The 26,426-nt window shown below is 64.0% G+C and carries 30 protein-coding genes; 13 read left to right on the top strand and 17 right to left on the bottom strand.

The window, feature by feature from the left end; translation table 11 throughout:
- Position 1: 1 nt before the first annotated feature.
- Positions 2 to 1,066 carry a heat-inducible transcriptional repressor HrcA gene (gene hrcA, locus AC2IR1_RS00965; RefSeq protein ID WP_486474417.1) on the bottom strand — a complete coding sequence of 355 codons (1,065 nt, stop codon included), beginning with the start codon at positions 1,064 to 1,066 and terminating at the stop codon, positions 2 to 4.
- A gap of 113 nt (positions 1,067 to 1,179) precedes the next feature.
- On the opposite strand from hrcA, the gene rph reads away from it, so the two are divergent.
- The 4 genes from rph to AC2IR1_RS00945 are packed head-to-tail and all read left to right on the top strand — an operon-like array spanning position 1,180 to position 3,998.
- Positions 1,180 to 1,896: a ribonuclease PH gene (gene rph / locus AC2IR1_RS00960; protein ID WP_486474416.1), complete on the top strand. Its 717-nt coding sequence runs from the start codon at positions 1,180 to 1,182 to the stop codon at positions 1,894 to 1,896.
- A complete protein-coding gene (gene rdgB / locus AC2IR1_RS00955) occupies positions 1,889 to 2,494 on the top strand; it encodes an RdgB/HAM1 family non-canonical purine NTP pyrophosphatase (protein ID WP_486474415.1) in 606 nt (201 codons plus the stop codon). The genes rph and rdgB overlap by 8 nt, the downstream gene beginning before the upstream one ends.
- Positions 2,487 to 3,644, top strand: coding sequence for a radical SAM family heme chaperone HemW (hemW, locus tag AC2IR1_RS00950; RefSeq protein ID WP_486474414.1), 1,158 nt, complete (start codon positions 2,487 to 2,489; stop codon positions 3,642 to 3,644). The genes rdgB and hemW overlap by 8 nt, the downstream gene beginning before the upstream one ends.
- Before the next feature lie 3 nt (positions 3,645 to 3,647).
- Positions 3,648 to 3,998, top strand: a complete 351-nt coding sequence (locus tag AC2IR1_RS00945) for a YbaN family protein (RefSeq protein WP_486474413.1) — start codon at positions 3,648 to 3,650, stop codon at positions 3,996 to 3,998.
- 9 nt (positions 3,999 to 4,007) lie between these two features.
- Here AC2IR1_RS00945 and AC2IR1_RS00940 read toward each other — a convergent pair whose 3' ends face one another.
- The 7 genes from AC2IR1_RS00940 to hemJ form a co-directional block, all read right to left on the bottom strand.
- Entirely contained in the window at positions 4,008 to 4,922 is a 915-nt protein-coding gene (locus tag AC2IR1_RS00940) for a ParB/RepB/Spo0J family partition protein (protein ID WP_486474412.1), read from the bottom strand.
- A gap of 17 nt (positions 4,923 to 4,939) precedes the next feature.
- Positions 4,940 to 5,749 (bottom strand): ParA family protein, encoded by an 810-nt coding sequence (locus tag AC2IR1_RS00935; protein ID WP_486474411.1) that lies wholly within the window; start codon positions 5,747 to 5,749, stop codon positions 4,940 to 4,942.
- Positions 5,742 to 6,353, bottom strand: coding sequence for a 16S rRNA (guanine(527)-N(7))-methyltransferase RsmG (rsmG, locus tag AC2IR1_RS00930; RefSeq protein ID WP_486474410.1), 612 nt, complete (start codon positions 6,351 to 6,353; stop codon positions 5,742 to 5,744). Before rsmG ends, AC2IR1_RS00935 begins: the two co-directional genes overlap by 8 nt.
- A complete protein-coding gene (gene mnmG, locus AC2IR1_RS00925) occupies positions 6,350 to 8,227 on the bottom strand; it encodes a tRNA uridine-5-carboxymethylaminomethyl(34) synthesis enzyme MnmG (protein WP_486474409.1) in 1,878 nt (625 codons plus the stop codon). Before mnmG ends, rsmG begins: the two co-directional genes overlap by 4 nt.
- A gap of 19 nt (positions 8,228 to 8,246) precedes the next feature.
- Entirely contained in the window at positions 8,247 to 9,527 is a 1,281-nt protein-coding gene (gene mnmE / locus AC2IR1_RS00920) for a tRNA uridine-5-carboxymethylaminomethyl(34) synthesis GTPase MnmE (RefSeq protein WP_486474408.1), read from the bottom strand.
- A gap of 21 nt (positions 9,528 to 9,548) precedes the next feature.
- Positions 9,549 to 10,820, bottom strand: a complete 1,272-nt coding sequence (gene rho / locus AC2IR1_RS00915; RefSeq protein ID WP_486474407.1) for a transcription termination factor Rho — start codon at positions 10,818 to 10,820, stop codon at positions 9,549 to 9,551.
- Between the two features lie 125 nt (positions 10,821 to 10,945).
- Complete coding sequence (hemJ, locus tag AC2IR1_RS00910; RefSeq protein ID WP_486474406.1) at positions 10,946 to 11,392, bottom strand: protoporphyrinogen oxidase HemJ; 447 nt, start codon at positions 11,390 to 11,392, stop codon at positions 10,946 to 10,948.
- 431 nt (positions 11,393 to 11,823) lie between these two features.
- Here hemJ and AC2IR1_RS00905 point away from each other — a divergent pair, with 431 nt between their 5' ends.
- Genes AC2IR1_RS00905 through dnaQ form a run of 4 tightly spaced genes read left to right on the top strand, consistent with a single transcriptional unit; the run spans position 11,824 to position 14,531 of the window.
- On the top strand, positions 11,824 to 12,423 hold the full coding sequence (locus AC2IR1_RS00905; protein WP_486474405.1) for a Maf family protein: 600 nt from the start codon (positions 11,824 to 11,826) through the stop codon (positions 12,421 to 12,423).
- Positions 12,420 to 13,253: a shikimate dehydrogenase gene (locus AC2IR1_RS00900; protein WP_486474404.1), complete on the top strand. Its 834-nt coding sequence runs from the start codon at positions 12,420 to 12,422 to the stop codon at positions 13,251 to 13,253. The genes AC2IR1_RS00905 and AC2IR1_RS00900 overlap by 4 nt, the downstream gene beginning before the upstream one ends.
- Positions 13,250 to 13,843, top strand: coding sequence for a dephospho-CoA kinase (gene coaE / locus AC2IR1_RS00895; RefSeq protein ID WP_486474403.1), 594 nt, complete (start codon positions 13,250 to 13,252; stop codon positions 13,841 to 13,843). Before AC2IR1_RS00900 ends, coaE begins: the two co-directional genes overlap by 4 nt.
- On the top strand, positions 13,836 to 14,531 hold the full coding sequence (gene dnaQ / locus AC2IR1_RS00890) for a DNA polymerase III subunit epsilon (RefSeq protein WP_486474402.1): 696 nt from the start codon (positions 13,836 to 13,838) through the stop codon (positions 14,529 to 14,531). The genes coaE and dnaQ overlap by 8 nt, the downstream gene beginning before the upstream one ends.
- Before the next feature lie 85 nt (positions 14,532 to 14,616).
- Here the strand turns inward: dnaQ and secB are convergent, their stop codons facing one another.
- Together secB and AC2IR1_RS00880 are read right to left on the bottom strand one after the other, a co-directional pair.
- The gene (gene secB / locus AC2IR1_RS00885; RefSeq protein ID WP_486474401.1) at positions 14,617 to 15,120 is read right to left on the bottom strand and encodes a protein-export chaperone SecB; all 504 of its coding nucleotides are present in this window, start codon (positions 15,118 to 15,120) and stop codon (positions 14,617 to 14,619) included.
- Positions 15,121 to 15,245: 125 nt separating this feature from the next.
- A complete protein-coding gene (locus AC2IR1_RS00880; RefSeq protein ID WP_486474400.1) occupies positions 15,246 to 15,776 on the bottom strand; it encodes an FxsA family protein in 531 nt (176 codons plus the stop codon).
- Between the two features lie 102 nt (positions 15,777 to 15,878).
- On the opposite strand from AC2IR1_RS00880, the gene AC2IR1_RS00875 reads away from it, so the two are divergent.
- The 3 genes from AC2IR1_RS00875 to AC2IR1_RS00865 are packed head-to-tail and all read left to right on the top strand — an operon-like array spanning position 15,879 to position 18,220.
- Positions 15,879 to 16,541 (top strand): Tim44/TimA family putative adaptor protein, encoded by a 663-nt coding sequence (locus AC2IR1_RS00875; protein WP_486474399.1) that lies wholly within the window; start codon positions 15,879 to 15,881, stop codon positions 16,539 to 16,541.
- Between the two features lie 6 nt (positions 16,542 to 16,547).
- The gene (gene mltA, locus AC2IR1_RS00870; RefSeq protein ID WP_486474398.1) at positions 16,548 to 17,615 is read left to right on the top strand and encodes a murein transglycosylase A; all 1,068 of its coding nucleotides are present in this window, start codon (positions 16,548 to 16,550) and stop codon (positions 17,613 to 17,615) included.
- Positions 17,612 to 18,220 carry a Smr/MutS family protein gene (locus AC2IR1_RS00865; RefSeq protein ID WP_486474397.1) on the top strand — a complete coding sequence of 203 codons (609 nt, stop codon included), beginning with the start codon at positions 17,612 to 17,614 and terminating at the stop codon, positions 18,218 to 18,220. The genes mltA and AC2IR1_RS00865 overlap by 4 nt, the downstream gene beginning before the upstream one ends.
- Before the next feature lie 26 nt (positions 18,221 to 18,246).
- On the opposite strand, the gene AC2IR1_RS00860 is transcribed toward AC2IR1_RS00865, so the two are convergent.
- Together AC2IR1_RS00860 and AC2IR1_RS00855 are read right to left on the bottom strand one after the other, a co-directional pair.
- The gene (locus AC2IR1_RS00860; protein ID WP_486474396.1) at positions 18,247 to 19,713 is read right to left on the bottom strand and encodes an MDR family MFS transporter; all 1,467 of its coding nucleotides are present in this window, start codon (positions 19,711 to 19,713) and stop codon (positions 18,247 to 18,249) included.
- Positions 19,714 to 19,899: 186 nt separating this feature from the next.
- Positions 19,900 to 20,442 carry a hypothetical protein gene (locus AC2IR1_RS00855; RefSeq protein ID WP_486474395.1) on the bottom strand — a complete coding sequence of 181 codons (543 nt, stop codon included), beginning with the start codon at positions 20,440 to 20,442 and terminating at the stop codon, positions 19,900 to 19,902.
- Positions 20,443 to 20,695: 253 nt separating this feature from the next.
- Here AC2IR1_RS00855 and AC2IR1_RS00850 point away from each other — a divergent pair, with 253 nt between their 5' ends.
- The gene (locus AC2IR1_RS00850; protein ID WP_486476460.1) at positions 20,696 to 21,361 is read left to right on the top strand and encodes a VIT1/CCC1 transporter family protein; all 666 of its coding nucleotides are present in this window, start codon (positions 20,696 to 20,698) and stop codon (positions 21,359 to 21,361) included.
- A 76-nt stretch (positions 21,362 to 21,437) separates the two neighbouring features.
- On the opposite strand, the gene rpiB is transcribed toward AC2IR1_RS00850, so the two are convergent.
- The 4 genes from rpiB to hslV all read right to left on the bottom strand — a co-directional run bounded on the left by rpiB (position 21,438) and on the right by hslV (position 24,981).
- The gene (gene rpiB / locus AC2IR1_RS00845; protein WP_486474394.1) at positions 21,438 to 21,887 is read right to left on the bottom strand and encodes a ribose 5-phosphate isomerase B; all 450 of its coding nucleotides are present in this window, start codon (positions 21,885 to 21,887) and stop codon (positions 21,438 to 21,440) included.
- A gap of 157 nt (positions 21,888 to 22,044) precedes the next feature.
- Complete coding sequence (gene hslU, locus AC2IR1_RS00840; protein WP_486474393.1) at positions 22,045 to 23,355, bottom strand: ATP-dependent protease ATPase subunit HslU; 1,311 nt, start codon at positions 23,353 to 23,355, stop codon at positions 22,045 to 22,047.
- Positions 23,352 to 24,431, bottom strand: coding sequence for a hypothetical protein (locus AC2IR1_RS00835; RefSeq protein ID WP_486474392.1), 1,080 nt, complete (start codon positions 24,429 to 24,431; stop codon positions 23,352 to 23,354). The genes hslU and AC2IR1_RS00835 overlap by 4 nt, the downstream gene beginning before the upstream one ends.
- Positions 24,424 to 24,981: an ATP-dependent protease subunit HslV gene (gene hslV, locus AC2IR1_RS00830; RefSeq protein ID WP_486474391.1), complete on the bottom strand. Its 558-nt coding sequence runs from the start codon at positions 24,979 to 24,981 to the stop codon at positions 24,424 to 24,426. The genes AC2IR1_RS00835 and hslV overlap by 8 nt, the downstream gene beginning before the upstream one ends.
- Before the next feature lie 199 nt (positions 24,982 to 25,180).
- Here hslV and AC2IR1_RS00825 point away from each other — a divergent pair, with 199 nt between their 5' ends.
- Positions 25,181 to 26,068, top strand: a complete 888-nt coding sequence (locus tag AC2IR1_RS00825; RefSeq protein ID WP_486474390.1) for a hypothetical protein — start codon at positions 25,181 to 25,183, stop codon at positions 26,066 to 26,068.
- A 4-nt stretch (positions 26,069 to 26,072) separates the two neighbouring features.
- Here AC2IR1_RS00825 and trxA read toward each other — a convergent pair whose 3' ends face one another.
- On the bottom strand, positions 26,073 to 26,393 hold the full coding sequence (gene trxA / locus AC2IR1_RS00820; RefSeq protein ID WP_486474389.1) for a thioredoxin: 321 nt from the start codon (positions 26,391 to 26,393) through the stop codon (positions 26,073 to 26,075).
- Between the last annotated feature and the right edge of the window lie 33 nt (positions 26,394 to 26,426).

Here is a 26,426-nt window from a genome sequence, read left to right as displayed (position 1 = left end):
CCTAGCGGCGATCGGTCAGCATCCGCCCGACCAGCTGCGCCGTGTAATCCACAATCGGAACGATGCGTCCGTAGTTGAGCCGCGTGGGCCCGATCACGCCAACAGCACCGATGATCTTCCGGTCAGCGTTCATATATGGAGAGACCACCAGAGAGGAACCCGAAAGTGAGAAAAGTTTGTTCTCTGACCCGATAAAAATGCGCACGCCGTCGCCTTCCTCGGTCAGGTCGAGGAATTCGGCAATGTCGCGCTTCCTCTCCAGATCGTCGAAGAGAGAGCGGATGCGGTCCAGGTCCGCTTCCTGACTGTCGAGCAGGTTCGACTGCCCCCGCACGATCAGCCTTTCGCCGAAATTGCCCTCGCCCCCCTCGCCTTCCCAGACCGCCACGCCGCTTTCCACCAGGACCCGGGCGAGGCCGTCGATCTGCTGCCGCCGCGCTTCTATTTCACGTGAAACGGCGGTGCGCGCCTCCGACAGGGTCTTCCCTTCAAGCACGGCATTGAGGAAATTCGCCGCCTCCCGCATGGAGCTGGGCGTCTGGCCCGGCGGCGGGGTGAACAGGCGGTTTTCCACGTGGCCATCGGCGGTGACCAGCACCACCAGCGCGCGTTCGGGGCCGAGGGAGACGAACTCGATATGCTTGATCGGCGCCTCGTGCTTGGGCGTGAGCACGAGCGAGGCGCCGTGGGTGGCAAGGCTGAGGGCGGAGCCGATGCGATCCATCAACGCGCCCACGTCGCCGCCATCTGCAACCGTCGCGTCGATCTTCTGGCGTTCGGTCTGGTCGAGGTCAGAGACCTCCAGCAGGCCATCCACGAACATGCGCAGCCCCTGCTGCGTCGGCACGCGGCCGGCGCTGACATGGGGGCTGTCCAGCAGGCCCATGTATTCGAGATCCTGCATCACGTTGCGGACCGTCGCGGCCGAGACCTTTTCGCTCATGAACCGGGTCAGGCTGCGGGAGCCGACGGGTTCGCCCGTGTCGAGGTAGCCTTCGACAACCCGCCGAAACACTTCGCGCGAGCGATCATTGAGTTCATTGAGGAGCGAGGTCGTCTCTGCCATCTCTGTCCTTCTTGCCCGGTTAGCCATTAAAGTGGCGGTCGCGGAAAGGTCAACGGGGCTTGCCATCGCACCCCCGCCCTGCCTATCACACGAGGCCAGGAAGAGGGGTTATCATGCGACCGTCTGGAAGAGATTTAAGCGAAATGCGCCCGGTTTCAATCGAGATCGGGGTCACGAAACACGCCGAGGGCTCCTGCCTGATCAAGATGGGCGACACCCATGTTCTGTGCACCGCCACCATCGAAGAGCGCGTGCCCCCCTTCATCAAGGGGTCCGGCCTGGGCTGGGTCACGGCGGAATACGGCATGCTGCCCCGGTCCACCTCCTCTCGCATGCGGCGGGAAGCGGCCATGGGCAAGCAGGGCGGAAGAACTGTTGAAATTCAAAGACTTATCGGTCGATCCCTGCGCGCGGGCGTGGACCGCGTGGCGCTTGGCGAAAAGCAGATCACGGTGGATTGCGACGTGATCCAGGCCGATGGCGGGACGCGCTGCGCCTCGATCACCGGGGGTTGGGTCGCGCTGAAACTGGCGGTCAACAAGCTGATGAAGACCGGCCAGGTCGTGTCCGATCCGCTGGTCGATCCGGTGGCCGCCGTCAGCTGCGGCATCTATGCCGGGCAGCCGGTGCTGGACCTCGACTACCCCGAGGACAGCGAGGCGGGCGTCGACGGCAACTTCATCATGACCGGCTCGAAAAAGCTGATCGAGGTGCAGATGTCCGCCGAGGGCAGCGTGTTTTCGCGTGACCAGATGAACCAGCTGCTGGACCTCGCCGAGAAGGGCGTGGGGGAACTGGTGGCGATCCAGAAGGCGGCAGTCGGTGCGTAAGTTCGAAGGAAAGAAGCTGGTCCTGGCCAGCCACAACAAGGGAAAGCTAAGCGAAATCAACGACTTGCTTTCCCCCTACGGGATCGAGGTTTCTTCTGCTGCCGATCACGGCCTGGAAGAGCCGGTGGAGGATCAGGATACCTTCATCGGCAATGCCCGCATCAAGGCGCATTACGCCGCCAAGGCGACCGGCCTGCCCGCCCTGTCCGATGACAGCGGCATCACGGTGGATGGCCTGGACGGCGCGCCGGGGGTCTATACCGCCGACTGGGCCGAAACGCCCAATGGTCGCGACTTCCCCATGGCAATGAAGAAGACCTGGGATGCGCTGGAGGCGAAGAACGCCCCCTACCCGCGCACTGCGGCTTTCAACTGCACCTTCTGCCTGGCCTGGCCCGATGGCCATGACGAGATCTTCGCCGGGATCTGCCAGGGTCAGGTCGTCTGGCCCATGCGCGGTACGGAGGGGCATGGCTATGACCCGATCTTCGTCCCCGAGGGCTACGACATCACCTTTGGCGAGATGGATGCCGCCGAGAAGAACCGCATCAGCCACCGCGCCGATGCCTTTGCAAAGCTGAAGGCCTGCTTTGACTGACGACTGGCAGAACGCCGGGTTCGGCGTCTACGTGCACTGGCCGTTCTGCCAATCCAAGTGCCCCTACTGCGACTTCAACTCCCACGTCTGGGAGCGGGTGGACCAGGGGCGCTGGCTGAAATCCTACATCAGCGAACTGGAACGCTACGCGGCCCTGACACCGGGCCGCGTGGTGCAATCGGTCTTCTTTGGCGGCGGCACGCCCTCGCTGATGGAACCAGCGACCGTGGACGGGATTCTGTCAACGATCAGAAGGCTTTGGCCCCAGGCGAACGAGGTCGAGGTGACGCTGGAAGCCAACCCGACCTCGATCGATGCGGGCCGGTTCCGGGGCTATGCGGAGGCCGGCGTGAACCGCGTCTCCATGGGGTTCCAGGCGATGAACGATGCGGACCTGCGGCGGTTGGGGCGGCTGCATACGGTGGATGAGGCGCTGCGCGCCTTCGACATCGCCCGCAACCAGTTCGAGCGCGTGTCCTTCGACCTGATCTATGCCCGGCAGGATCAGACGCTTGCCGCATGGGAGGCGGAACTCGACCGTGCCCTGTCACTGGCCATCGACCACCTGTCGCTGTACCAGCTGACGATCGAGGAAGGCACCGCCTTCGGCGATCGTTACAAGCGTGGCGGGCTGAAGGGCTTGCCCGAGGAAGACCTGGCCGCCGACATGTGGGAGCTGACCCAGGAGGTCACCGCGGCCCACGGGTTCGAAAACTACGAAGTGTCGAACCATGCCCGCGACGGCGCGCGGTCCCGGCACAACGTGCTGTACTGGCGGTACGGCGATTACATCGGCATCGGTCCTGGCGCCCATGGCCGCGTCACCCTGGGCGGCAAGCGCCACGCGACGGAGCAGCCGCGCGCGCCGGGCAAGTGGCTGGAGATGGCCGAGGCCGGAAATGGCGACAGCCTGATCGAGTCTTTAACTGGACTCGAACAGGCGGAGGAATACCTTCTGATGGGGCTCAGATTGCGCGAGGGAATCGATCTGGACCGGTTCGAGAAATTGAGCTCAGCTCCTCTCAACGGGTCGGTGGTCGAGGAACTTTGCGAGAGAGAGCTCACGAAAGTCGAAAATCGGCGAATTTTCGTTACGGATCAAGGACGTATGCTGCTCAACGCCGTCATAAACAAACTGCTGGATTCGTAGGAAATGCGGGTCATCTGGCTGATTTCCGGGCTTCTGGCCATGGGTCTCGGCCTTTTGGGCGTCGTGCTGCCACTTTTGCCCACCGTGCCCTTCATGCTGCTCGCGACCTTCTGTTTCGCCCGCTCGTCGGAGCGGTTGCATCAATGGTTGGTCCATCACCCGACCTTTGGCCCGCCGATCCGCGACTGGCATGAACGCGGCGCGATCTCCCTGAAGGCAAAACGCCTCGCCACCGTCATGGTGGGAGGCGTCTTCATGCTCTCGATCCTTATGGGGCTGCGCCCGATGCTGCTGCTGATCCAGGGGCTCACGCTGTGCTGCGTGATGCTGTTCCTCTGGACGCGCCCTTCCTGACGGGCCCTGTCAGCGCGCGCTGCCGAGCACCTGACAGATGTCATCCAGCGCTTCCAGCGAGGGGTAGCTGATGGTCAGCTTGCCCGCTTCCTGCCCCGGCACATGGCTGATTTCGACGCGATAGCCGAGCGCGGCGGACAGATCAGCCTCCAGCGCCTTGGTGTCCGCATCCTTGTCCCCCAGCGATTTCGGCGCCGTACGAGGCGCTTTCGGCGCTTCGGAGGTGGCTTTCGGCTTCTTCGCCAGCTGTTCGGTGGCCCGGACGGAGAGCCCGTCGGCCACGACCTTCTTCGCCAGCGTCACCGGATCGTCGGAGGTGATCAGCGCGCGGGCGTGGCCGGCGGAGAGCTTCCCCTCCTGCAGCATGTCGCGCACCTCATCCGGGAGCTGCAGCAGGCGCATCAGATTGGCGATATGCGAGCGGCTCTTGCCGAGGGCCTGGGCCAGCTTTTCCTGGGTGTGACCGAACTTCTCCATCAGCTGACGGAAGCCCGCCGCCTCTTCGATGGGGTTCAGGTCCGCCCGCTGGATGTTCTCGATGATGGCGACTTCGAGAACCTCGGTATCGTCGAAATCGCGAACGATAACAGGCAGTTCATGCAGCTGCGCGCGCTGCGCGGAGCGCCAGCGGCGTTCGCCGGCAACGATCTCGTACTTGCCGGGGTCACCGGGCTTCGGACGGACGATCAGCGGCTGAATGACGCCCTTTTCCTTGATCGAGGCGGTCAGCTCTTCCAGCTGCGCTTCGGTGAAGGTGCGGCGCGGCTGATCCGGGTTCGGAACGACGTTCTCGATCGGGACGGTCATGTCCGGACGACGGACATTGCCCGCGCCAGGGGCGGCTGCGGCGACCGGCTGTTCGTTCACATCGGCCATGAGGGCCGAAAGCCCCCGGCCCAGTCCCCGGCTCTTTTTCTTTTCCATGCTGCTCTCCAGTCGCGTCAGGCCGCGACGCTTTCGTATTTCTGCAGGATTTCCGCCGCCAGCGCGCGGTAGGCCATCGCCCCTTTCGACGTCGGATCGAATTCCAGCACCGGAACGGAGAAGGAGGGCGCCTCGCTGACGCGGACATTGCGCGGGATGATCGTGCGGAAGACCAGTTCTCCCAGGTTTTCGCGCGCATCTTCCTCTACCTGCTGGGAGAGGTTGTTGCGGGCGTCGTACATGGTCAGGACGATCCCTTCGATCCGCAGCTCCGGATTGGCCGTCTGGCGAACCTCGCGGACCGACAGCATCAGCTGCGACAGGCCTTCAAGCGCAAAGAATTCGCTTTGCAGGGGGACCAGCACAGAATGCGCAGCGACCATGGCGTTCACCGTCAGCAGGTTCAGCGAGGGCGGGCAATCGATCAGGATGAAATCGTAGCCGTATTGCGCCATCGCCGGCTGCCGCAGGGCGTCATGCAGCAGGAAGGAGCGTTTTTCGTTGGCGATCAGCTCGATATCGGCCGAGGAGAGGTCCACCGTGGCCGGAACAAGGTCCAGGTTGGCGATATTGGTGCGGCGGATGATGTCATCCAGCGGCGCATCGTCCAGCATCAGCTCATAGGTGGTGTATTCCCGGTCCTCGGGTTCGACGCCGAGCCCGGTGGAGGCGTTGCCCTGCGGATCGAAGTCGATCAGGAGGACCTTCTGCCCCTGCTCTACCAGCGCGGCGCTCAGGTTGATGGCCGTCGTGGTCTTGCCCACGCCGCCCTTCTGGTTCGCGATGGCGACGATCCGCGGCCCCGGTGCGGTCAGCAGGTTAGACACGTTCGATTCCTCCGATTTTAAGGATCACTGCCCCGCCTTCGGTTTTACTCGGCACCGCGTCCCAGTGAAAGCGCCAATGGGCTTCGGCCTGCTCAACTTCCTCTTTCCAGCGCGCGCCCTTGAGGAAAATCGCTGTACCGGAGGGCGCAAGATGGCGTTCCGCGAAGCCAAGCAGCAGGTCGAGGCTGGCCAGGGCCCGGGCAGAGAGCACATCGGCGCCCTGCGCGGGGGCAGATTCGATCCGTTCGGCCAGAATCGCCACCTTCAGCCCGCATTCCCGGGCTACGGTCCGCAGGAAAGCGCATTTGCGCTGGTCCGATTCGATCATCGTGAACTGCGCTTCGGGGTGGCTTTCTGCCGCCAGGATCGCGATGACCATGCCCGGGAAGCCGCCGCCGGTGCCGATATCGGCCCAGGTGGAGAAATCGGGCGCCAGGCCGTGGATCTGGGCGGAATCTGTCAGATGGCGGGTCCAGAGCTCTGGAATGGTGCTCTTGGCCACGAGATTGATCTTCGGATTCCAGCGTTCCAGCAACGCGGCGTAGGTATCGAGGCGGTCCAGTGTTTCACGTGAAACATCCGCAGCGAGATCAGCCCTGCTCACGCCGATTTTTCCTTCTGTGCCCGGTTGAGACGGGAGAGGATGAGGGCGAGCGCCGCTGGGGTCATGCCTTCGATCCGGCCCGCCTGGGCGAGGTTTGCCGGGCGGATGCGGACCAGCTTCGACTTCAGTTCATTCGACAGCCCTTCGAGGCGGTCATAGTCGAAATCGGCGGGAATACCGCGCGCCTCGTCCTTTTGCAGCGCCTGGGCATCGTTCTGCTGACGCTGGATATAGGTGGCGTAGAGCGCGTCGCGGCGCAGTTGCTCCTGGGTTTCCATGTCGAGATCAGCGAGCGCCGGGGCGAGAGCCACCAGATCTGCCACCGAAGTCTCAGGGAAAGCCAAGACCTGGTAGAGGGTGCGCTGTTTGCCGTCTTCCCCCACCTTGATGCCGGCGGTGTTGAGCTGTTTCGGCGTGACCGTCGTTCCGTCGAGGATTTCCCGCCCGGCGCCGATACGTTCCATCTTGGCTTCGAAGGCCTCGCGACGTCCCTGCCCCACGAAACCGGCCTCGATCCCCTTGGGGGTCAGGCGCTGATCCGCGTTGTCGGCGCGCAGCGACAGGCGGTATTCGGCGCGGGAGGTGAACATGCGATAGGGTTCCGAGACGCCGCGCGTCGTCAGGTCGTCGATCATCACGCCGATATAGCTGTCGGCGCGGCTGAAGGTCACCGGATCCTGGCCAAGCGCCTCTTTCGCGGCGTTCAGACCGGCGACGAGGCCCTGGGCGGCGGCTTCTTCGTAGCCCGTGGTGCCGTTGATCTGCCCCGCGAGGAAGAGACCCGGCACGTCGCGCAAGCCCAGACGGGTATCCAGCGCGCGGGGATCGACGTAGTCGTATTCGATGGCATAGCCCGGTTGCAGGATCACCACGTCTTCCAGCCCCTTCATGGAGCGGACATAGGCGTGCTGCACCTCCTCCGGCAGGGAGGTCGAGATCCCGTTGGGGTAGACGGTGTGATCGTTCAGCCCTTCGGGTTCGAGGAAGACCTGGTGCGAGTCCTTGTCGGCAAAGCGCACGACCTTGTCCTCGATCGAAGGGCAATAGCGCGGGCCGACACCGTCGATATGGCCGCCATACATGGCGGAGCGGGAGAGGTTGTCGCGGATGATCTGGTGCGTCGCGGCGTTGGTATGGGTGATCCCGCAGGGGACCTGGGCCAGGTTCACCTTGGTCGAGAGGAAGGAGAAGAGGACGGGATCCTCGTCCCCCGGCTGTTCTTCCAGCAGGTCCCATTTGATCGTGCGACCGTCGAGGCGCGGCGGGGTCCCGGTTTTCAGCCGCCCGAGGGGCAGGCCGAAGCCCTCCATCCGTTCGCCCAGCTTGTTAGCGGCATTGTCGCCCATGCGACCGCCGGAATAGTGAACGTCACCGATATGGATCAACCCGCGCAGGAAGGTGCCTGTCGTCAGGACGACGGCGCGGGCGTGAATTTCGGAGCCATCGGCCAGGACGAGACCCGCAACGCGGTCGCCCTGCATGATGAAATCGGTAACCTCGCCCTCGATCACGGTCAGACCGGGCTGAGAGGTCATTTCGCGCTGCATCTCGCGGCGATAGACGGCGCGATCGGCCTGGGCGCGGGGGCCTTGCACGGCAGGGCCCTTGCGACGGTTCAGCAGACGGAACTGGATCCCGGCGAGGTCCGCCACGCGGCCCATGACGCCATCAAGGGCATCAACCTCGCGCACGAGGTGCCCTTTTCCGAGCCCGCCAATGGCCGGATTACAGGACATCACGCCGATGCCATCGAACTTCAGCGTCACCAGCGCCGTCCGGGCCCCTGCCCGCGCGGCCGCCGATGCGGCGTCGGAACCCGCATGACCGCCCCCAACAACGATGACATCGAAATCAGACTGTTTCACGTGAAACATCTCCCATCACTTGCCCCGATCACTTGCCGATGCAGAAGGACGAGAAGATCTCATCCAGAAGGTTTTCGACATCCACGATGCCTACCAGAGAATCGAGCGCCCGAATAGCGGAGCGCAGTTCCTCGGCGATCAGGTCCTCGGTCCAGGCGGGGTTGTCCAGCATCTCCCTCGCCTGGGCGAGGTCGCTGAGCGCCCGCAGGATCGCGACGCGGTGTCGTTCCCGGGTCGCCGTGGCCACGAGGGCGGAACGACTGGCGAAAACCTGGCCCAGGCGCGTGATCAGGGCGTCGATCCCCTGCCCCGTCACTCCGCTGATTCCCTCGGGATTGCCAGTCACATCTGCCTTACCCTGCAGGATGATGTCATCCTCTCGCAGGTCGATCTGCGGATCTTCGCCGGGGGCCAGGAGGTAGAGCCGCAGGTCGGCGTCTTCGGCACGAGCCCTGGCGCGGGCAATGCCGATCGCTTCGACCTCGTCTTCGGTTTCGCGCAACCCGGCGGTGTCCAGCAGGGTCACCGGCAGGCCGCGCAGGTCCATCCGCACCTCGATCACGTCGCGGGTGGTGCCGGCAACGGAGGAGGTGATCGCCGCTTCGCGCCCGGCAAGGGCATTCAGCAGCGTGGACTTGCCCGCATTCGGCGCACCGAGGATCGCAACCTCGAAGCCGTGGCGGACACGTTCGGCCATGGCGGCGCCACGGGCCTGCACCTCAAGCGAGGCGGAAACCCCGGAGAGGAGGTCGTTGACCTCTGGCCGGACATCGACGGGCACGTCTTCGTCGGCGAAATCAATCACCGCTTCCAGCAGGGCCGCGGCGCGGATCAGGTCACGGCGCCAGCCCTGCACCACCTCCCCCAGCTTGCCGGAGAAGACGCGCTGCGCCTGACGGCGTTGCGCCTCGGTCTCGGAATCGATCAGGTCCGCAAGCCCTTCGACTTGCGCCAGGTCCATCTTGCCGTTTTCAAGCGCGCGGCGGGTGAATTCGCCCGGCTCGGCCATGCGCAGGCCCTCCACCTCTGACAGCATCCGCAGGACGGAGGTCACGACGGCGGGCGAACCATGCAGGTGAAGTTCGACGACATCTTCGCCGGTGAAGCTGGCAGGGCCCGGAAAGGCCAGGATCAACGCCTGATCGACGACATCATCGCCATCACGCAGCAGGCGCAGGGCGGCCGCCCGTGGTTCGGGGCAGGTCGTGCCAAAACGGGAGAGGGCCGGGAAAGCTCCCGGCCCTGAGATCCTCATCACGGATACGCCTGCCCGGCCCGGGGCCGAGGCAAGCGCGAAGATGGTATCCATTGGTCCCTAGCCTTCCCTGGCTCAGGTGTTCATCGAGTCGAAGAATTCCGAGTTCGTCTTGGTCTGCTTCAACTTCGAGATCAGGAATTCGATCGCATCCGTGGTGCCCATCGGGTTCAGGATGCGGCGCAGGACGAAGGTCTTCTGCAGATCGACCTTGTCCACCAGCAGATCCTCTTTCCGGGTGCCGGACTTCAGGATGTCCATCGCCGGGTAAACGCGCTTGTCGGCGATCTTGCGGTCCAGGACGATTTCGGAGTTACCCGTGCCCTTGAATTCTTCGAAGATGACTTCGTCCATCCGGGAGCCGGTGTCGATCAGCGCGGTCGCGATGATGGTGAGCGACCCGCCCTCTTCGATGTTCCGTGCGGCACCGAAGAAGCGCTTGGGGCGCTGCAGGGCGTTGGCGTCCACACCACCGGTCAGCACCTTACCCGAGGACGGCACCACGGTGTTGAAGGCACGACCAAGTCTGGTGATCGAATCGAGAAGGATCACAACATCTCGTTTATGTTCGACCAGACGCTTGGCCTTTTCGATGACCATTTCGGAGACGGCAACGTGGCGCGTGGCAGGTTCGTCGAAGGTGGAGGAGATGACCTCGCCCTTCACGGAACGCTGCATGTCGGTGACTTCTTCCGGGCGTTCGTCGATCAGCAGGACGATCAGGTAGCACTCCGGGTGGTTCTTTTCGATCGAGCTGGCGATGTTTTGCAGCAGGACGGTCTTACCGGTGCGCGGCGGTGCCACGATCAGCGAACGCTGGCCCTTCCCGATCGGCGCGACGAGGTCGATGATGCGCGCGGAACGGTCCTTGATGGTGGGATCCTCGATCTCCATCTTCAGGCGTTCGTCGGGATAGAGCGGCGTCAGGTTGTCGAAGGCGATCTTGTGGCGGGCCTTCTCCGGCTCCTCGAAGTTGATCGAGGACACGGTGGTCAGCGCGAAGTACCGCTCGTTGTCGTCGGGCGCCTTCATCAGGCCTTCGACGGTATCGCCGGTGCGCAGCGAGAACTGCCGGATCATGTCGGGCGAGACGTAGATGTCATCGGGACCCGGCAGGTAGTTCGCCTCGGGCGAGCGGAGGAAGCCGAAACCGTCCTGCAGGACCTCCAGCACGCCATCGCCGCCGACCTGCCAGTCGTCATCGGCCAGTTCGCGCAGGATCTGGAACATCATCTCGCCCTTGCGCATGGTCGAGGCGTTCTCGATTTCGAGCTCCTCTGCCATCGCCAGCAGATCCTTCGGGCTCTTCGCCTTCAGATCGGAGAGATTGAGACGGTTTTCGGTCATGTAAACAAGATCCTTCGTCCGGCCCGGTCAGGGCGCGCGGTACGGTATATGCATGGAAGATCGACTCACCCGGACGGGCGGCGTTGGCGGGTAGATAGGCAGTCCCCGCTTCTGAGTCAATAAAATCAGAACTTCACGACCACGGAGGCGACGATGATCACCATCAGAAGCGTCGGAACCTCGTTCATCATCCGGTAGGTCCGGCCGGGGAGCTTGTTCTCTCCACGGGCGAAATCCTTGCGCCGGTTGGCAAGCCAGTGATGGAAAACCGTCATCGCGATGACGCAGGCGCCCTTGGTCCAGGGCCAGACATCGCCCCAGACCACGATTCCCGGCGTCAGGACGAGCGCTACGCCAAAAACCCAGGTGGCGATCATCGCGGGGTTCATGATGCCCCTCAGGAGCCGCCTTTCCATGGTCTGGAAGAGCTGGTCGGTCTTTTCGTCCATCTCCTGCTCGGAATGGTACACGTAGAGGCGGGGCAGATAGAAAATTCCGGCCATCCAGGAAATCACCGAGATGATGTGCAGGAACTTTGTCCACGGGTACGCGATGGCGAGCAAGTCGAGCATTCTGATCTCCGGTCTGGTCCCTCTCCCCTAATAAATAAGAAAGAAAAAAAGAAGTTGTTGTTTGATGTTGGGAGCCCTCTTCCTGTGGATCCTTTTCTTACACACCGGTTTATCCACAAGTGGATATGTCTGGGGGGAATCGTTAGCGAATCGAGGAGAAGTTTCGGCGAGATTCCAAAATGGCCCGGATTCCAGCGACTTGAGCCGGGAAAATCCTGTGTGTAAGTGAAACCCTCCTGTGGGGATTGAATCCGGGGAGACTCAGGTACGGGCCGATGGCGGGTTTTCCTTATCCCTCGGTGGGAGTCTTCTGTGGTTCTGTGCAGGACTCGGTGAGTCCCTCACAGGGGGTCGGCGGGACTTGCGTCAAGCCGTGATTTTTCCCAGAAGTGTCGGCAAGTAATCGTCCCGTTCTACACCGACTTATCCACATGCTCTCTCCTGTCCTGCTGGCTTCTTCCTCCGAAATCCGGGCGCAGCTTCTGCGCCGCGCCGGTGTCACCTTCGAGGTGGCGAAAGCGCGCGTGGACGAAGAGATGATAAAGGCGTCCCTTCTGGCGGAGGGAGAAACGCCCCGGAACATCGCCGATGCCCTTGCAGGGCTGAAGGCGGAGAAGGTCGGACGGAAGAACCCGGAAAGCTTCACCATCGGCTGCGACCAGGTGCTGGAGCTGGAGGGAGAGATCTTTTCCAAGCCGCCGACGAAGGAGGCGGCGCGCGCGCAGTTGGAGAAACTGGCGGGCAAGCGGCACTCCCTTCACACGGCGGCGGTGATTTTCAACGACGGCCGGCCGGTCTGGCGCAAGCTGGTGGAGGTGAAGATGACCATGCGCACGCCCTCCTCCGCTTTCCTGGACGAGTATATAGAGCGGAACTGGCCGGAAATTTCATGGTCCTGCGGGGCCTACCAGCTGGAAGCGGAAGGCGCGCGGCTGTTCAGCCGCGTCGACGGCGATTTCTTTGCCGTTCTGGGGCTGCCGCTGCTGGAAATCCTGGACTACCTGGCCCTGAGAGGAGCCATCTCTTCATGAGTGATGCACAGATCCCCCTGGCGGGGGTGATCGGCAACCCGGTTGCCCATTCCCGTTCGCCGCATCTGCATGGGTACTGGCTGAAATCCCTCGGACTTGCGGGACATTACGTGCCGATGCACGTGGAGCAGGAAAACCTGCGGGAGGTGCTGCGCACCCTGCCGAAGATGGGATTTGTCGGGGTGAACGTGACGATCCCGCACAAGGAAGCGATCCTGGAAATTGCCGACCTCGTGACTGACCGCGCAACGGTGATCGGGGCGGCAAACACGCTGATCTTCCGCAAGGATGGGAAGATTCATGCTGATAATACAGATGGTTACGGATTCATCGAGAATCTGAGGCAAAATGCGCCGAACTGGGATCCCAAGGCGGGGCCGGTCGCGCTTCTGGGGGCCGGTGGTGCCGCGCGGGCGGTCATTTCTTCCTTGCTGGAGGCTGGCGCGCCGGAGATCATGATTGCCAACCGCACGCGCGCCCGGGCCGAGGCGCTGCATGATGATTTTGGTCGCAAGCTGCGCGTGGTGGAATGGGTTCAAGCCGGCAACATGATCGAAGACGCCGCCACGGTGGTGAACACGACGTCCCTGGGCATGGTTGGCAAGCCGGAGCTTCGGGTGCCCATGGATGGGCTGCACGCCGGGCAGGTTGTGACGGATCTGGTTTATAACCCATTGAAAACACACATATTGCAGGAAGCGGAAAAGGCCGGTGCGACGGTTGTCGACGGCCTGGGCATGCTGCTGCACCAGGCGGTGCCGGGGTTTGAACGCTGGTTCGGCCAGCGGCCCGAGGTCACGGCGGAGGCCCGCGCGGCGGCGCTGGCATGAGCTTTCTCCTTGGCCTGACCGGATCCATCGGCATGGGCAAGTCGACCACGGCGCGGATGTTCGTCGCCGAAGGCTGCGCCCTGTGGGATGCGGATGCGGCAGTGCATCGACTTTACGCCGAAGGCGGGGCCGCGGTGGCGCCGCTCGGCGCGCTCTGGCCGGAGGTGGTCGAAGGGGGCAGTGTTTCACGTGAAGCATTGAAGCGGGTGATCGCCGCGGATCCCGGGGCCCTGAAGCGTATCGAGGCGGTGGTGCATCCCCTCGTGGCCGAAGATCGCGCGGCCTTCATCGCGGCGACGGATGCTGATATCGTCGTGCTCGACATTCCCCTGCTGTTCGAAGGCGGGTCGGAGCGGAGCATGGATGCGGTCGTGGTGGTCAGCGTAAGCCCGGAAGAGCAGCGCAAGCGCGTGCTGGACAGGGGCACGATGACCGAAGCGCAGTTCGAGATGATCCTGGCCAAGCAGATGCCCGACGCAGAGAAACGCGCCCGGGCCGATTACCTGGTCATCACCGACACGCCGGAGCATGCGCAGGATCAAGTGCATGAAATCGTTGAGAAAATAAGGACGGGTTCGACGAATGCGTGAAATCGTGATGGATACGGAAACCACCGGTTTCGAACCTGAACAGGGCGACCGGCTGGTGGAAATCGGCGGTGTCGAACTGCTCAACCACGTGCCGACGGGGCAGACCTTCCACGTCTATATCAACCCCGAACGCGACGTGCCCGAAGATGCTTTCAAGGTGCACGGGCTGTCGTCGGAGTTCCTGCGGGACAAGCCCCTGTTCCGCGAGGTGGCGCAGGACTTTCTGGATTTCGTCGGCGATGCGAAGCTTGTGATCCACAATGCCGCCTTCGACATGAAGTTCCTCAACGCCGAACTGGGCTGGCTTGGCATGCCGAAGCTGCCCTGGGAGCAGGCGATCGACACCCTGGCCATCGCGCGCAAGAAATTCCCGGGCTCGCCCGCCTCGCTGGATGCGCTGTGCCGGCGGTTCGGCATCGACAACTCTGCCCGGACGCTGCACGGGGCGCTGCTCGACTCCGAGATCCTGGCGGAGGTCTATCTTGAGCTGATCGGTGGCCGTCAGCCCGACCTGGTGCTGGCGCAGGGCAAGAAGAAGGGCGCCGATACGGAACAGGTCGATGAGAACTGGCGCCCGCGCCCGCGTCCTGTCGCCCTGCCCTCCCGCCTGGCAGAGGATGAGCGGGCGGCCCATGACGCCTTCGTCGAGAAGATGGGCGACAAGGCGCTTTGGAAGCGCCTCGGCTGAGCGCTCCGCTGTAATTATTAAATGTAATGAATGGGTTGCGCCGCATTTGGCGGCGTGATGGGGGGCTGTGCGCCCCCCGTCCGGATCAGTTCGCGGGGGCCTGCGCGGCCTGCTGGGCCGCTGCGCGGCGCTGCAGTTCTGCGCGGTAGAGCTGAACGAAATCGATGGTGTCCAGGTTCAGCGGCGGGAAGCCACCGTCGCGGGTCACGTCGGAGACGATGCGGCGCACGAAGGGGAAGATCATGCGCGGGCATTCGATCAGCAGGAAGGGGTGCAGCTGCTCTTCCGGGACGCCTTCGATGTGGAAGACGCCGACGTATTCCAGTTCCATCAGGAACATGGGCGACTGCGTTTCCTTGTCGTTGGAAGTCACGGTGAGCTTCAGGACGACTTCGTACTGGTTTTCCACGTCGCGCTTCTTGGCGTCGAGGGCGACCTGCACCTTCACGTCGGGCTGAACATTGCCGGGGACCGGCTTGCGCGACAGGATGTTCTCGAAGGACATGTCGCGGATGTGCTGGTTCAGCACGTTCATCTTGACTTGCGGCGCCTGTTGCGGCGCTGCGCCGTTGGTAGTTTCGTCGGCCATTGGGCCCTCCCGTGTCGTCATCTCGGCTTGCCGCTGTCCTAGCAGCTTGGCGCGCGGGCCTCAATGTTCCTTGCAGGCAGGAAAGAAAGGACCGTGGCGACAGGTGCCATACGCCCGGGAAGGGGTCAGTGGCGGGTCCAGCCGGAGGGATGGGTGGGCGCCTTGGAGGAGTCGACTTCGGTAAATTCGCCGTCGATGACATCGGGGCCGGAGTTGCGCGGCCCGCGCGGGCCACCGGGATGACCACCAGGACGACCACCGGGGCGGGTGGTCCCGGACATGCCGCCGCCGAAGGTGAAGCTGCCCTGGACCTTGACCCGCTTGCGCAGCCACAGGAAGGCTATGCGGCGGAACGCCGGCGTCAGCAGCGCGAAGCCTAAGGCATCGGTGAAGAAGCCCGGCGTCAGAAGCAGCGCGCCCGACAGCAGGATCATGGCCCCATCGGCCAGCGGTTCTGACGGATCGGAGAGTTCGGAGAAGCTGCGCTGGATATTCATCAGCGCCTGGCGCCCCTGCTGCTTGACCAGCCAGGTGCCCAGCACGGCGGTGAACAGCACGATCGCCAGCGTCCAGCCGAGGCCGATCACCCCACCCACCTGGATGAACAGCGCGATCTCGATCATGGGAACCGCAATGAAGGCCAGTAGAAGCCACATGTCGTAAATCTCCTTTCCCCGGCAGAGTAGACTTGGCCCTGCCTAGCACCTACATAGGGACGGAACCGGGAAAGTACCAACCCCGGCCGCTGAGAGGAGTTCATGAACTTGCCGATTATCCAGCTTCTGGTCCTTGCCGGCATTGCCGTCTTCCTGATCCTGCGCCTGAAAAACGTGCTCGGGACCCGAGAAGGATTCGAGAAGCCGCCGGTGACCGGCCCCGCGTCGAATTCGCCGCTGCAACGCTCCGGTTTCGAGGTGATCGAAGGCGGTCCGGATCCGGACATCACCGATCACGTCGCAGAGGACAGCCCTGCCGCCCGCGCCCTGGCGCAGATGAAGAAAGCCGAGCCGAGCTTCTCCGTTTCGGAATTCCTGGGCGGTGCCCGTGGCGCCTACGAGATGATCCTGATGGGATTCGAACGCGGAGAACTGGGCGAAATCAAGCCCTTCCTCTCTGACGAAGTGTACCAGACCTTTGCCGAGGTCGTGGCCGATCGGGATGCGAAGGGCTTGACGGTGGAGGCCGATTTCATCGGTGTTCGCGAGCTGAGCCTGGTGGATGCCGAATTCGATCCCGATACCCGCATCGCCGAACTGACGGTGCGCTACGTCGGTCAGCTGACCCAGGTGGTGCGCGACCGTGGTGGCGACATCATCGAGGGTGAAGAGGGCAAGGTGAAGACCCAGAAGGACAGCTGGACCTTCGAGCGTCGCATGGGGTCGGACGATCTGAACTGGCAGCTGGTCGCGACGGGAGAATAAGGCTGCATGAGGTTTCGGAGGATCGCGGCATATCTGGCGCTGGCGGTCCTCCACCCCGCCCTGGCCCCCGCGCAGGGGCTTTTCTCCCAAGACCCCGAACCGACGGTTTCGATCCTGACCTTCAAGGATCTGCAGGGCTGGGCGGCCGATGATCACGCCGCCGCGCTGAAGACCTTTGTCGCCACCTGCGGTGACCTGCGGGAGCCGGACTGGACCGCGCTTTGCAACATGGCGAAGACGCAGACAGCCGAGACCGCGCGCACCTTCTTCGAACTGTTCTTCACGCCGGTCCTGGTGCAGGACGGGACACCTGCCCTGTTCACCGGTTACTATGAGCCAGAGATCGAGGGATCCCGGGTTCGGACCGACACCTTCCGTTATCCCGTCTACCGGATGCCGCCAGAGGCGAAGGAGGTGCGCCCCTGGCTGACCCGCGCCCAGATCGAACAGCAGGGCGTCCTGTCGGGGCGCGGTCTGGAGATCGCCTGGGTCGATGATCCGGCGGCGCTGATGTTCCTGCAGATCCAGGGGTCGGGGCGTATCCTGCTCCGGGATGGCAGCCATATCCGTATCGGCTACCAGGGGGACAACGGTCACCCGTATCGGTCGATCGGGCAGGAAATGGTGCGACGCGGCATCTACAAGGCGCATCAGGTTTCGGCAGCGGTGATCGGAAATTGGGTGAAACGCCATCCGCTGGAGGGGGCGGATTTGCTGCGGCACAATCCGTCCTATGTATTCTTCCGTGTAATCAAGGATGTATCGCCTGAGGCCGGACCGAAGGGCGCGATGAACAGATCGCTGACGGCGATGCGGTCGGTTGCCATCGACCCGGCCTTCGTGCCATTGGGCGCCCCTGTCTGGATCGAAAAGAAGGGGTTCCGCGGCATGCGCCGGCTGATGGTCGCACAGGATACCGGATCGGCCATCAAGGGGCCGCAGCGGGCCGACGTCTTCGTCGGGTCGGGGCCGGGTGCGGGCAAGGAAGCCGCCAAGATCAAGGACGGCGGGCGGTTGGTCATGCTGCTGCCGATCCAGCGCGCCTACGCCATGCTGACGGAGGACGCATCGTGAGCCGCCGCCGCAAGCTGCGCCCCGAAGAGCAGGAGCTGTGGGAGAAGATCGCCGGTTCGACCGAGCGGATGCATCCCGAAAAGCGGGCCCTGGCCCGGCCGGCCAAGAAGGCCGAAAAGCCGATCGCCCCCCCTGCCCCGGCAGAGCCTCCGTCAGGGCAATTCGCGCCCTTCCGCCTGGGAGAGAAGGCCCGGGGGCGTGGGACTGCGGCGCATGATATCCTGCCGCCGGTGCATGAACGCCTGCACAAGGCGCCGGTGATGATGGATAAGAAGACCCACGGGAAGATGACCCGGGGCAAGATGTCTCCGGATGCGCGGATCGACCTGCACGGCATGACCGTGGACCGCGCGCACCGGGCCTTGACCGGGTTCATCCTGCGGGCGTTCCAGAACGAGATGCGCCTGGTCCTGGTGATCACCGGCAAGGGCCGCCGGGCAGAACAGGACGGGCCGATCCCGGTGCGTCACGGCATCCTGAAGCACCAGTTGCCGCACTGGCTTTCGATGCCGCCGCTGAGCCAGATCGTGCTGCAGGTGACCCCGGCGCACCAGAAACATGGTGGCACCGGGGCCTATTACGTCTACCTGCGCCGCAATCGCTAGGCGGCAGGCAGGTTCAGTGCCCGCCTTCAGTGACCGCCGGGACCGGCCTGCGGGTTGCTGTCCGGGGGGCGCCGCACGAAGAAGCCCGCGACGATCATCAGCAGAGAGATCGAGGCCGCCACGGTGAAGGCCTGGTGCAGGCCTGCGGCCATGGCATTGACCGTATCGGCGCCGGCTTCCATTTCTGCCCCGATCCGCAGGGACATGACGGAGATGAAGATCGCGATCCCCGCCGCGCCCGCCACCTGCTGGACCGTGCCAATGACGGCGGATCCGTGGGAGTAGAGGTCCTTCGGCAGCGAACCGAGGGAGGAGGTGAAGAGCGGGGTGAACAGCATGGCAAGGCCGATGCTGAGCAGGGTGTGGGACCCCAGCACGACGAACATCGACGAGGCGGGCGTCAGCAGGGTCATCGCCCAGAGCCCGGCACTGACGATCACCGCGCCGGGGATCACCAGCTTGCGCGCGCCGAGCTTGTCGAAGAGCCGCCCGACGGTGGGCGACAGCAGCCCCATGATCAACCCGCCCGGCAGCAGCAGCAGGCCGGAGTGCAGCGTGTTCAGCTGCAGCACGTTCTGCATGAAGAGCGGCAGCAGCATGATCATCCCGAAGAGCGCCATCATCGCCAGGCCCATCATGATGACGGAGACGGTGAAGACCTTCACCCCCAGGGTGCGCAGGTCCAGCAGGGCGCGGTCCTTCGGTCCCAGCACCAGCTGGCGCCAGATGAAGGCCACGAGGAAGACGGCCCCCACGGCAATCGGCAGCCAGAGCGGCAGCGGGCCGCCTTCGCCATGGCCTTCGCCGATGGCGGAGAAACCATAAACCAGCCCGCCGAACCCGATGGCCGACAGCGGCACCGACAGGAGGTCGAGCTTGCGCGGTTTCACCTCGTTCACGTTGACCAGGCGGAAATAGCCCATGGTCAGGGCACCGATGGCAATCGGCATCATCAGGATGAAGAGCCAGCGCCAGTGGAAATATTCCAGGATCAGGCCGGAGGTCGTCGGGCCGATCGCCGGGGCGACCGAGATCACGATGGAGATGTTGCCCATGGTCTTGCCCCGGCTTTCGGGCGGTACCAGCGCCATGACCGTGGTCATCAGCAGTGGCATCATGATCGCGGTGCCGACAGCCTGGACGATCCGGCCACCGATCAGCGGCGGCAGGCTGGGAGAGATCGCGCAGATCAGCGTGCCGAGGGTGAAGAAGCTCATGGCGAGGAGGAAGACGTTGCGCGTCGTGAACCGCTGGAGCAGGAAACCGGTGATCGGGATCACCACGGCCATGGTCAGCAGGAAGGCGGTGGTCAGCCACTGCGCCGCGTTCGCGGTCACGTCGAGATCGTTCATCAGGCGCGGCAGGGCGACCGACATCAGCGTCTCGTTCAGGATCACCGTGAAGGTGGAAATCATCAGCAGGCCGATCACCAGCTTGTTGCGGGCGGAATCGTCGGGAGGGCTGGTATCTTGCGGGCTATGAGCGGCTTGCATGGGGCATCCTCGGGTCAGTTGGCGCAATACATGCTGTTGACCTGTAATTGCGTCAATCACGTTCATTTCTGTCCCGAAAAAGAGCTGATCCGAGCGGCTGCGCGCTGGCGCACCAAGAACGTGGTGGGGGATGGGCACTGTCATGGGGACGGGCAGGCCCACAAGTGAGCCTTTCCCGGAAACCTGTCAATCCGACTGCTGACCGGTGATGTCAGCAATGTCGAAGACCGGGCAGAAATGGCCCGACAGTTCCGCGAATTCACGGTTGATCAGTTCCCGCAGGATCTGCCCTTCGCCGCCGCGGAGGTTTCGCGCCAGGCGCAGGATCATGCGGCGATAGCCGGCGTAGATCGGCGCCACGTTGACTTTGGTCTTCTGGCTGACCTCGATGATGGCGGCCAGATCCAGCGAAGGGGCATGACTGCCGCGCGCGGAGGTGAAGCGATACCGTTCGGCCAGCGGCGTGTGGGAAGCCTGGACCATCAGCAGCCGGCCCGCGACGGGGCTGGGGACGACGGCCCGTGTCGGCGCGGGATCCCCCAGCGGCAGGCCGAGGACGTACATCGGCCGGGTGTGAAACGGCAGACGCGCGGTAAAGAGCGGCTGTCGGGAGCTCAGCATGGAGCCGGGGGCAGAGGCCAGCGTGAAGGAGGTTTCGATCCCCGCCTTCCACAGCAGGGTATCGATACCGTGGCCGATGGCGGGAATGCCGAGCGCGTAGGTCTTCATGGTCCCGGTCCTTGTCCCTGCCCTTTCCTGTCCGATTTCCCACGTCGGGGACCCGTCGTTCAAATGACAAAGGCTGTTCGGAGGGAAACCGGTGGCAAAAGGTCACCGTGAGGTCGAAACCGCTGGGCAGGGTCGCGGGAGTAGTTTAGAATGGATCTAAAGTAACCGAGGAGTCGACGACGTGAATGCCCTGAGCCAGCCAGAGCGCCAGCCCGAAGTCCCCATGACGAACCATGACGATGATCCCCATTTCATGACGCGCTCCAACTGGTTGCGCGCCGCGGTCCTGGGGGCCAACGACGGGATCGTTTCCGTCAGTTCCATCATCGTCGGTGTGGCCGCAGCCACACCTGATCCCCGCAGTATCGCCATCGCCGGTGTCGCCGGTCTTGCGGCCGGTGCCATGTCCATGGCGGCGGGGGAATATGTCTCCGTCTCGTCGCAGTCGGATACCGAACAGGCCGACATGAAGCGCGAGGCGGCGGCGATCGAAGCCGATCCGAGGGGAGAGATGGCGGAGCTTGCGGCGATCTGGGAGGGGCGTGGCCTGTCGCAGCTGACAGCGGCGCAGGTCGCGCGGGAACTGCACGCCCACGATGCCCTGGCGGCCCACATGCGGGACGAGATCGGGGTGACGGAGGTTTCTGCCGCGAACCCTCTTCAGGCGGCGCTGGCGTCGGGCGTGACCTTTTCGGCGGCGGCGATCTGGCCGGTGCTGGCGGCGCTTTTTGCGCCGGGCGGCATGGTGATCCCGGTGGTGCTGGTCGTCACGCTTGTTCTTCTGGCGGTGCTGGGGGCGCTAGGGGCCCAAGCGGGCGGTGCGCCCCGGGGGCCGGCCGCGCTGCGCGTTGTCGTCTGGGGGGCCTTCGCCATGGCGGTGACCGCCGGGGTCGGTGCGCTTTTCGGTGTTGCCGTGTGATACCGGCCTGTGTTGCCGGATGATACTGGACCGGCCCGGGGCGCCCGGGCCGGCTCTTGGTTCGGGTCCTGTCGGATCAGGCTTCCATCGCCTTGATCATGTCGACGCGGGTGGCGTGACGGCCCCCTTCGAATTCCGCACCCAGGAAGGCTTCGACGATGTCGATGGCCAGGGATTCACCCACTACGCGCGCCCCGATGGAGAGCATGTTTGCATCGTTATGCTGCCGGATCATCCGGGCAGAGAAGCTTTCGGAGCAGACGCCGCAGCGGATGCCCTTCACCTTGTTGGCGGCCATCATGATGCCCTGCCCCGTGCCACAGAGGATGATGCCGAAACGGCAGTCGCCCGAGGCCACGAGCCGCGCGGCATCGGCGCCGCGTTCGGGATAGGGCGTGCTTTCACCGGTGGTCGGGCCGACGTCGACGGCTTCCCAGCCGAGGCTGGCGATATGGGCGGCAACGACCTGACGCAGGGCGATGGCTGCGTGGTCACTGGACAGGGCAATACGTTTGTTGGCGGTCATGGCTGGGTTCCGGGGCTGAACAGTCGGTGCGCGCGTCATATCCGCGCTGAACGGGCACAGGTCAACATCCAGCAGCGCCGCAGGGCGCGCCAAGGGACGAAAAACGCCCCCGCGGAGGCAGGCTCCGGGGGGCGTCGTATTGTTTCACGTGAAGCGGTTACAGCACGTAGCGGCTGAGATCGGCGCTGGCCGCCAGGGCGCCGACATTTTCTTCGACGAAGGCGGCATCAATGGTCACCGCCTCCCCCGCCTTGTCGGGAGCCTGGAAGCTGAGCTCCTCGAACACGCGTTCGATCACGGTATAGAGCCGCCGCGCGCCGATGTTCTCGACCGAGCGGTTCACCTCTGCCGCGATGCGGGCGATGGCGGCGATGCCGTCTTCGGTGAAGGTCACGGTGACCTCTTCGGTGCCCATCATTTCTGCATACTGGCGGGTCAGGGCATTGTCCGTTTCGGTCAGGATGCGGGTGAAATCGGCCTCTGTCAGGGCCTGAAGTTCCACGCGGATCGGCAGACGGCCCTGCAGTTCCGGCAGCAGGTCAGATGGCTTGGCGATGTGGAAGGCGCCGGAGGCGATGAAGAGGATGTGGTCGGTCTTCACCGGGCCGTGCTTGGTGGAGACGGTCGTGCCTTCGATCAGCGGCAGCAGGTCACGCTGCACGCCTTCACGGGAAACATCGCCGCCACGGGCATCGGTACGGGCACAGACCTTGTCGATCTCGTCCAGGAAGACGATGCCGTTCTCCTCGACCGAGGCGAGCGCGGTGTTCTTCACCGTCTCGTCGTCCAGCAGCTTGTCGGCCTCTTCGGAAATCAGCAGTTCGTAGCTTTCTGCGACGGTCAGGCGCTTGGTCACCTTGCGGCCGCCGAAGGCCTTGCCGAAGATATCGCCCAGGTTCATCATGCCCATCTGGCTGCCGGGCTGGCCGGGGACATCCATCATGCCGCCCAAGGGGTTGGAGGTATCGGCGACCTCCAGCGTGATGACGGTGTCGTCGAGCATGCCGTCGCGCAGCTTCTTGCGGAACATTTCCCGCGTGCCCTCGCGGGCATCGGTGCCGGCGATCGCCTCGATCACGCGGTCTTCGGCGGCGGCGTGGGCCTTGGCCTTCACCTCCTCCCGCATGAAGTCCCGCGTTTGCGCGATTGCGGCATCTACCAGGTCCCGGACGATCTGTTCCACGTCACGGCCGACATAGCCGACTTCGGTGAACTTGGTCGCCTCGACCTTGATGAAGGGGGCGCGGGCCAGCTTGGCCAGCCGGCGGGAGATCTCCGTCTTGCCGACGCCGGTGGGGCCGATCATCAGGATGTTCTTCGGATAGACCTCTTCGCGCAGGTCATCGGGCAGTTGCTTGCGCCGCCAGCGGTTGCGCAGCGCCACGGCCACGGCGCGCTTTGCGTCCTTCTGGCCGATGATGAAGCGGTCGAGTTCGGAAACGATTTCGCGGGGAGTAAGGTCGGTCATTGGATCTCCGTTCGGTAGGGTGGCAGCCGGTCCTTGCCGGGGAAGTCGGGCAGGGCGCGCATGATGCGGCCGCGGGCCTCGATCCAGAAACTGCCGAGGAGGGTCAGGAAGACACCGGTGCCCAGGAAGACGAAGACCCAGCTTCGTCCTTCGCCGGAGCGGTCGGTGACATAGGTCAGAAGGAAGATGAGGTAGCCGATGCCGGCTGTCAGGAAACTGCGCCGGTCCAGGACGACGGCCAGAAGGGTGATGAGCAGCAGGGCGATGGCCATCAGGACGTAGCCTAGCCCGGGCCCCATAACGAGGAAGGTCTGGGCGATGGTGTTGACCAGTGCGGGAGCGGCCACGAGATGCAGCCAGAAGCCCGAGGATGACAGTCGCCCCAGCCGGTGCGGGTCGCGCATGTCGAACCAGGTGCCACCTGCAAGAGCGGCCAGACCCAGGATCAGGGTGCCCCAGGCAACAGAGGACCCTTCGAGCAGGTCGAAGGGATTGTCCGAGCCGGAGATATCACCCGTGGCCCCCGCGATGGAAAGCACGGCAAAGGCGCCGGTCAGCCCCAGCAGGAACATGCTGAAGGGCACCCGGAACAGGCGGAACCAGGCGATCAGCCCCGCCGCGACCAGGGCGCAGATCAGCAGATGCTGGGCAAGGTTCGTCCGCGCCTCTCCGAAGAGGTCATACATGGAGTCGAAGGGATTGCCGACGGACAGAATGGACGCCATCAGCAGGGTCAGCGCGCCCGCGGTGCAGGTCGTGAGCAGGATGGACGGCAGCATCATCCGCCGCTTCAGCGTGAAGTAGCGGGCCAGAAGAAAGAAACAGCCGATCCCGATGGCGGAGACCACGCCCATGCTGGTCGCCAGCGCCAGGCCGAAGCCGCCGGCGATCAGGATGCCGAGGCCAACGGTGACGAAGATCTCCGAAAAGCCGCGGAACAGCTCGAAGGGTTCATCTTCGGGCTGACGCATGCCCGCGCGGGTCTCCGCCAGGGTTTTCAGCGCGGCCGCCTGCCCCTCGTTCAGATGACCAGCTGCGACGGCGGCGCGCAGATCCTCCGCCGTGATGTCAGCCATTGATCTCTTCCACCGTCAGGTTGCCGTTGGTGTAGACGCAGATGTCGGAGGCGATGGCCATGGCCTTGCGCGCAATCTGCTCGGCATCCGCTTCGTGTTCGTAAAGACCGCGGGCGGCGGCCAGGGCGAAATTCCCGCCGGATCCGATGGCGGCAATGTCATGTTCGGGTTCCAGGACGTCGCCGGCGCCCGTGATGACGAAGAGATCCTTGCCGTCGGTGACGATCAGCATCGCTTCCAGCTTTTGCAGGTACTTGTCGGTGCGCCAGTCCTTCGCCAGTTCGACGCTGGCGCGGGCCAGCTGCCCAGGCGTCGCTTCCAGCTTGCCCTCCAGGCGTTCCAGCAGGGTGAAGGCATCGGCGGTGGAACCTGCAAACCCCGCGACAACGTCATAGCCCCCCGGGGACAGGCGGCGGACCTTCTTCGCGGTGCCCTTGATCACGGTCTGGCCGAGGGACACCTGCCCGTCACCGGCGACAACCACCTTGCCGCCCTTGCGGACGCCGATGATCGTGGTGCCGTGCCAGCCGGGAAAATCGCTCTCTGCCATGTCTTCAGTCTCCTTTGGTCTGTCAGGCTATATGAGGGCGGCATGGGCGCGGGGCAACCCGAAGGGGCGCCATGCGCTTCCTCTTGCCGGATCCGCAGGGGCAGCCTAGCGTTCGCGGATGGACCCGTCCCGTGACTTTCGCATTTACCTATCCCCGAAGGTGATCCGCCAGGCAGAGGCGGGACGGCATGGGTTCCTCATGCGGCTTGCCGGGGTTCTGAAGGCCCATGGCTACCGGGTGGAACTGTGCCGCACCGGGCGTGAGGCCCGCGAAAGGGCACCGTCCCTGCCCGGCTGGGCCATGTACCGGATGGAGCACCCGACCCATGACCGTGCGCTGGTCTTCCGCAAGGTCTATCACAGCCCCTTCTGGGCCATTGAAAGCAGCGCGGCGCGCTGGCGCTGGCCCGTTGCCCAGGCGCGGTTTCCGTTGGACAGGGTCGATCCGGAAAAGGCCGCGGCCTTTTACGCCCGCTGGCAGGAAAAGCTGTTCGGTCAGGCGCCGCAACGGGCCTGTCGCGAGGGTTTCGTCTATATCCCGCTGCAGGGGCGCCTGGAGGAGCACAGGTCCTTCCAGGATTGTTCCCCGCTGGAGATGCTGGAACGGACCCTGGACCGGGAAAGGCAGCGAAAGCTGCTGGTGACGCTGCATCCGAAGGAGGACTACACCGCCAGCGAGCTTTCGGCGCTTGAAGCGCTTTCGGCCCGCTTTCCCAGGCTGCAGGTGGTCAACGCGCCGATGGGCGATCTGCTGCGGACCTGCGATTACGTCGTGACGGAAAACAGTTCCGCCGCGTTTTCCGGGTTCTTCTTCGGCAAGCCCGCGATCACCTTTGCGCGGATCGACTTCCACCATATCTGCCTCGGCGGCGATGCGTTCGACCGGGCGGCGGAGCATCAGCCGGAGTTTGATCGCTTCATCTGGTGGTTTTGGCAAAAGATGAGCCTGAACCTGGGTCGGCCTGCGGTCATAGATCAGAAGATTGCAGATCGGCTGGCACGGTGCGGGGTACCGATGGACCCGGTCGGGGTGCCACGAAAAAAGGGCACTGCCGCAGCAGTGCCCCTTGGAAACAGCGGATCCTGAAGGATCAGATCGTGTCGTCGATCCAGCTTTGCAGCGCGGCTTTCGGGGCTGCGCCGGTGCGGTTCGAAACGATCTGGCCGTCCTTGTAGATGAACAGCGCCGGGATGCCGCGCACGCCCATGGACATCACGGACTGCGGGTTGGCGTCTGCATCGACCTTCACGACCTTCAGCTTGCCTTCCATCTCTTCCGAGATTTCTTCAAGCGCCGGGGCGATCTGGCGGCAGGGGCCGCACCATTCGGCCCAGATGTCGACCAGGACCGGGGTGTCGGATTTCAGGACTTCGGTTTCGAAGGTGTCGTCGGTGGCGTGAACGGTTGCCATATCTCGTCTCCATGGAGGAATGTTGACCGGAAT

The organism is Pseudooceanicola sp. NS-SX8 (assembly GCF_057380755.1).
Note: the sequence above shows the minus strand (reverse complement) of the source record. Positions and strands in the feature narration are given on the sequence as shown.

What these genes read in the sequence shown, in the direction of transcription:
- hrcA (WP_486474417.1), bottom strand. Translation starts at nt 1,066, where the DNA reads ATGGCAGAGACGACCTCGCTCCTCAATGAACTCAATGATCGCTCGCGC.
- rph (WP_486474416.1), top strand. Translation starts at nt 1,180, where the DNA reads ATGCGACCGTCTGGAAGAGATTTAAGCGAAATGCGCCCGGTTTCAATC.
- AC2IR1_RS00945 (WP_486474413.1), top strand. Translation starts at nt 3,648, where the DNA reads ATGCGGGTCATCTGGCTGATTTCCGGGCTTCTGGCCATGGGTCTCGGC.
- AC2IR1_RS00940 (WP_486474412.1), bottom strand. Translation starts at nt 4,922, where the DNA reads ATGGAAAAGAAAAAGAGCCGGGGACTGGGCCGGGGGCTTTCGGCCCTC.
- mnmG (WP_486474409.1), bottom strand. Translation starts at nt 8,227, where the DNA reads ATGTTTCACGTGAAACAGTCTGATTTCGATGTCATCGTTGTTGGGGGC.
- mnmE (WP_486474408.1), bottom strand. Translation starts at nt 9,527, where the DNA reads ATGGATACCATCTTCGCGCTTGCCTCGGCCCCGGGCCGGGCAGGCGTA.
- rho (WP_486474407.1), bottom strand. Translation starts at nt 10,820, where the DNA reads ATGACCGAAAACCGTCTCAATCTCTCCGATCTGAAGGCGAAGAGCCCG.
- hemJ (WP_486474406.1), bottom strand. Translation starts at nt 11,392, where the DNA reads ATGCTCGACTTGCTCGCCATCGCGTACCCGTGGACAAAGTTCCTGCAC.
- AC2IR1_RS00905 (WP_486474405.1), top strand. Translation starts at nt 11,824, where the DNA reads ATGCTCTCTCCTGTCCTGCTGGCTTCTTCCTCCGAAATCCGGGCGCAG.
- AC2IR1_RS00900 (WP_486474404.1), top strand. Translation starts at nt 12,420, where the DNA reads ATGAGTGATGCACAGATCCCCCTGGCGGGGGTGATCGGCAACCCGGTT.
- coaE (WP_486474403.1), top strand. Translation starts at nt 13,250, where the DNA reads ATGAGCTTTCTCCTTGGCCTGACCGGATCCATCGGCATGGGCAAGTCG.
- dnaQ (WP_486474402.1), top strand. Translation starts at nt 13,836, where the DNA reads ATGCGTGAAATCGTGATGGATACGGAAACCACCGGTTTCGAACCTGAA.
- secB (WP_486474401.1), bottom strand. Translation starts at nt 15,120, where the DNA reads ATGGCCGACGAAACTACCAACGGCGCAGCGCCGCAACAGGCGCCGCAA.
- AC2IR1_RS00880 (WP_486474400.1), bottom strand. Translation starts at nt 15,776, where the DNA reads ATGTGGCTTCTACTGGCCTTCATTGCGGTTCCCATGATCGAGATCGCG.
- AC2IR1_RS00875 (WP_486474399.1), top strand. Translation starts at nt 15,879, where the DNA reads ATGAACTTGCCGATTATCCAGCTTCTGGTCCTTGCCGGCATTGCCGTC.
- mltA (WP_486474398.1), top strand. Translation starts at nt 16,548, where the DNA reads ATGAGGTTTCGGAGGATCGCGGCATATCTGGCGCTGGCGGTCCTCCAC.
- AC2IR1_RS00860 (WP_486474396.1), bottom strand. Translation starts at nt 19,713, where the DNA reads ATGCAAGCCGCTCATAGCCCGCAAGATACCAGCCCTCCCGACGATTCC.
- AC2IR1_RS00855 (WP_486474395.1), bottom strand. Translation starts at nt 20,442, where the DNA reads ATGAAGACCTACGCGCTCGGCATTCCCGCCATCGGCCACGGTATCGAT.
- AC2IR1_RS00850 (WP_486476460.1), top strand. Translation starts at nt 20,696, where the DNA reads ATGACGCGCTCCAACTGGTTGCGCGCCGCGGTCCTGGGGGCCAACGAC.
- rpiB (WP_486474394.1), bottom strand. Translation starts at nt 21,887, where the DNA reads ATGACCGCCAACAAACGTATTGCCCTGTCCAGTGACCACGCAGCCATC.
- hslU (WP_486474393.1), bottom strand. Translation starts at nt 23,355, where the DNA reads ATGACCGACCTTACTCCCCGCGAAATCGTTTCCGAACTCGACCGCTTC.
- AC2IR1_RS00835 (WP_486474392.1), bottom strand. Translation starts at nt 24,431, where the DNA reads ATGGCTGACATCACGGCGGAGGATCTGCGCGCCGCCGTCGCAGCTGGT.
- hslV (WP_486474391.1), bottom strand. Translation starts at nt 24,981, where the DNA reads ATGGCAGAGAGCGATTTTCCCGGCTGGCACGGCACCACGATCATCGGC.
- AC2IR1_RS00825 (WP_486474390.1), top strand. Translation starts at nt 25,181, where the DNA reads ATGCGGCTTGCCGGGGTTCTGAAGGCCCATGGCTACCGGGTGGAACTG.
- trxA (WP_486474389.1), bottom strand. Translation starts at nt 26,393, where the DNA reads ATGGCAACCGTTCACGCCACCGACGACACCTTCGAAACCGAAGTCCTG.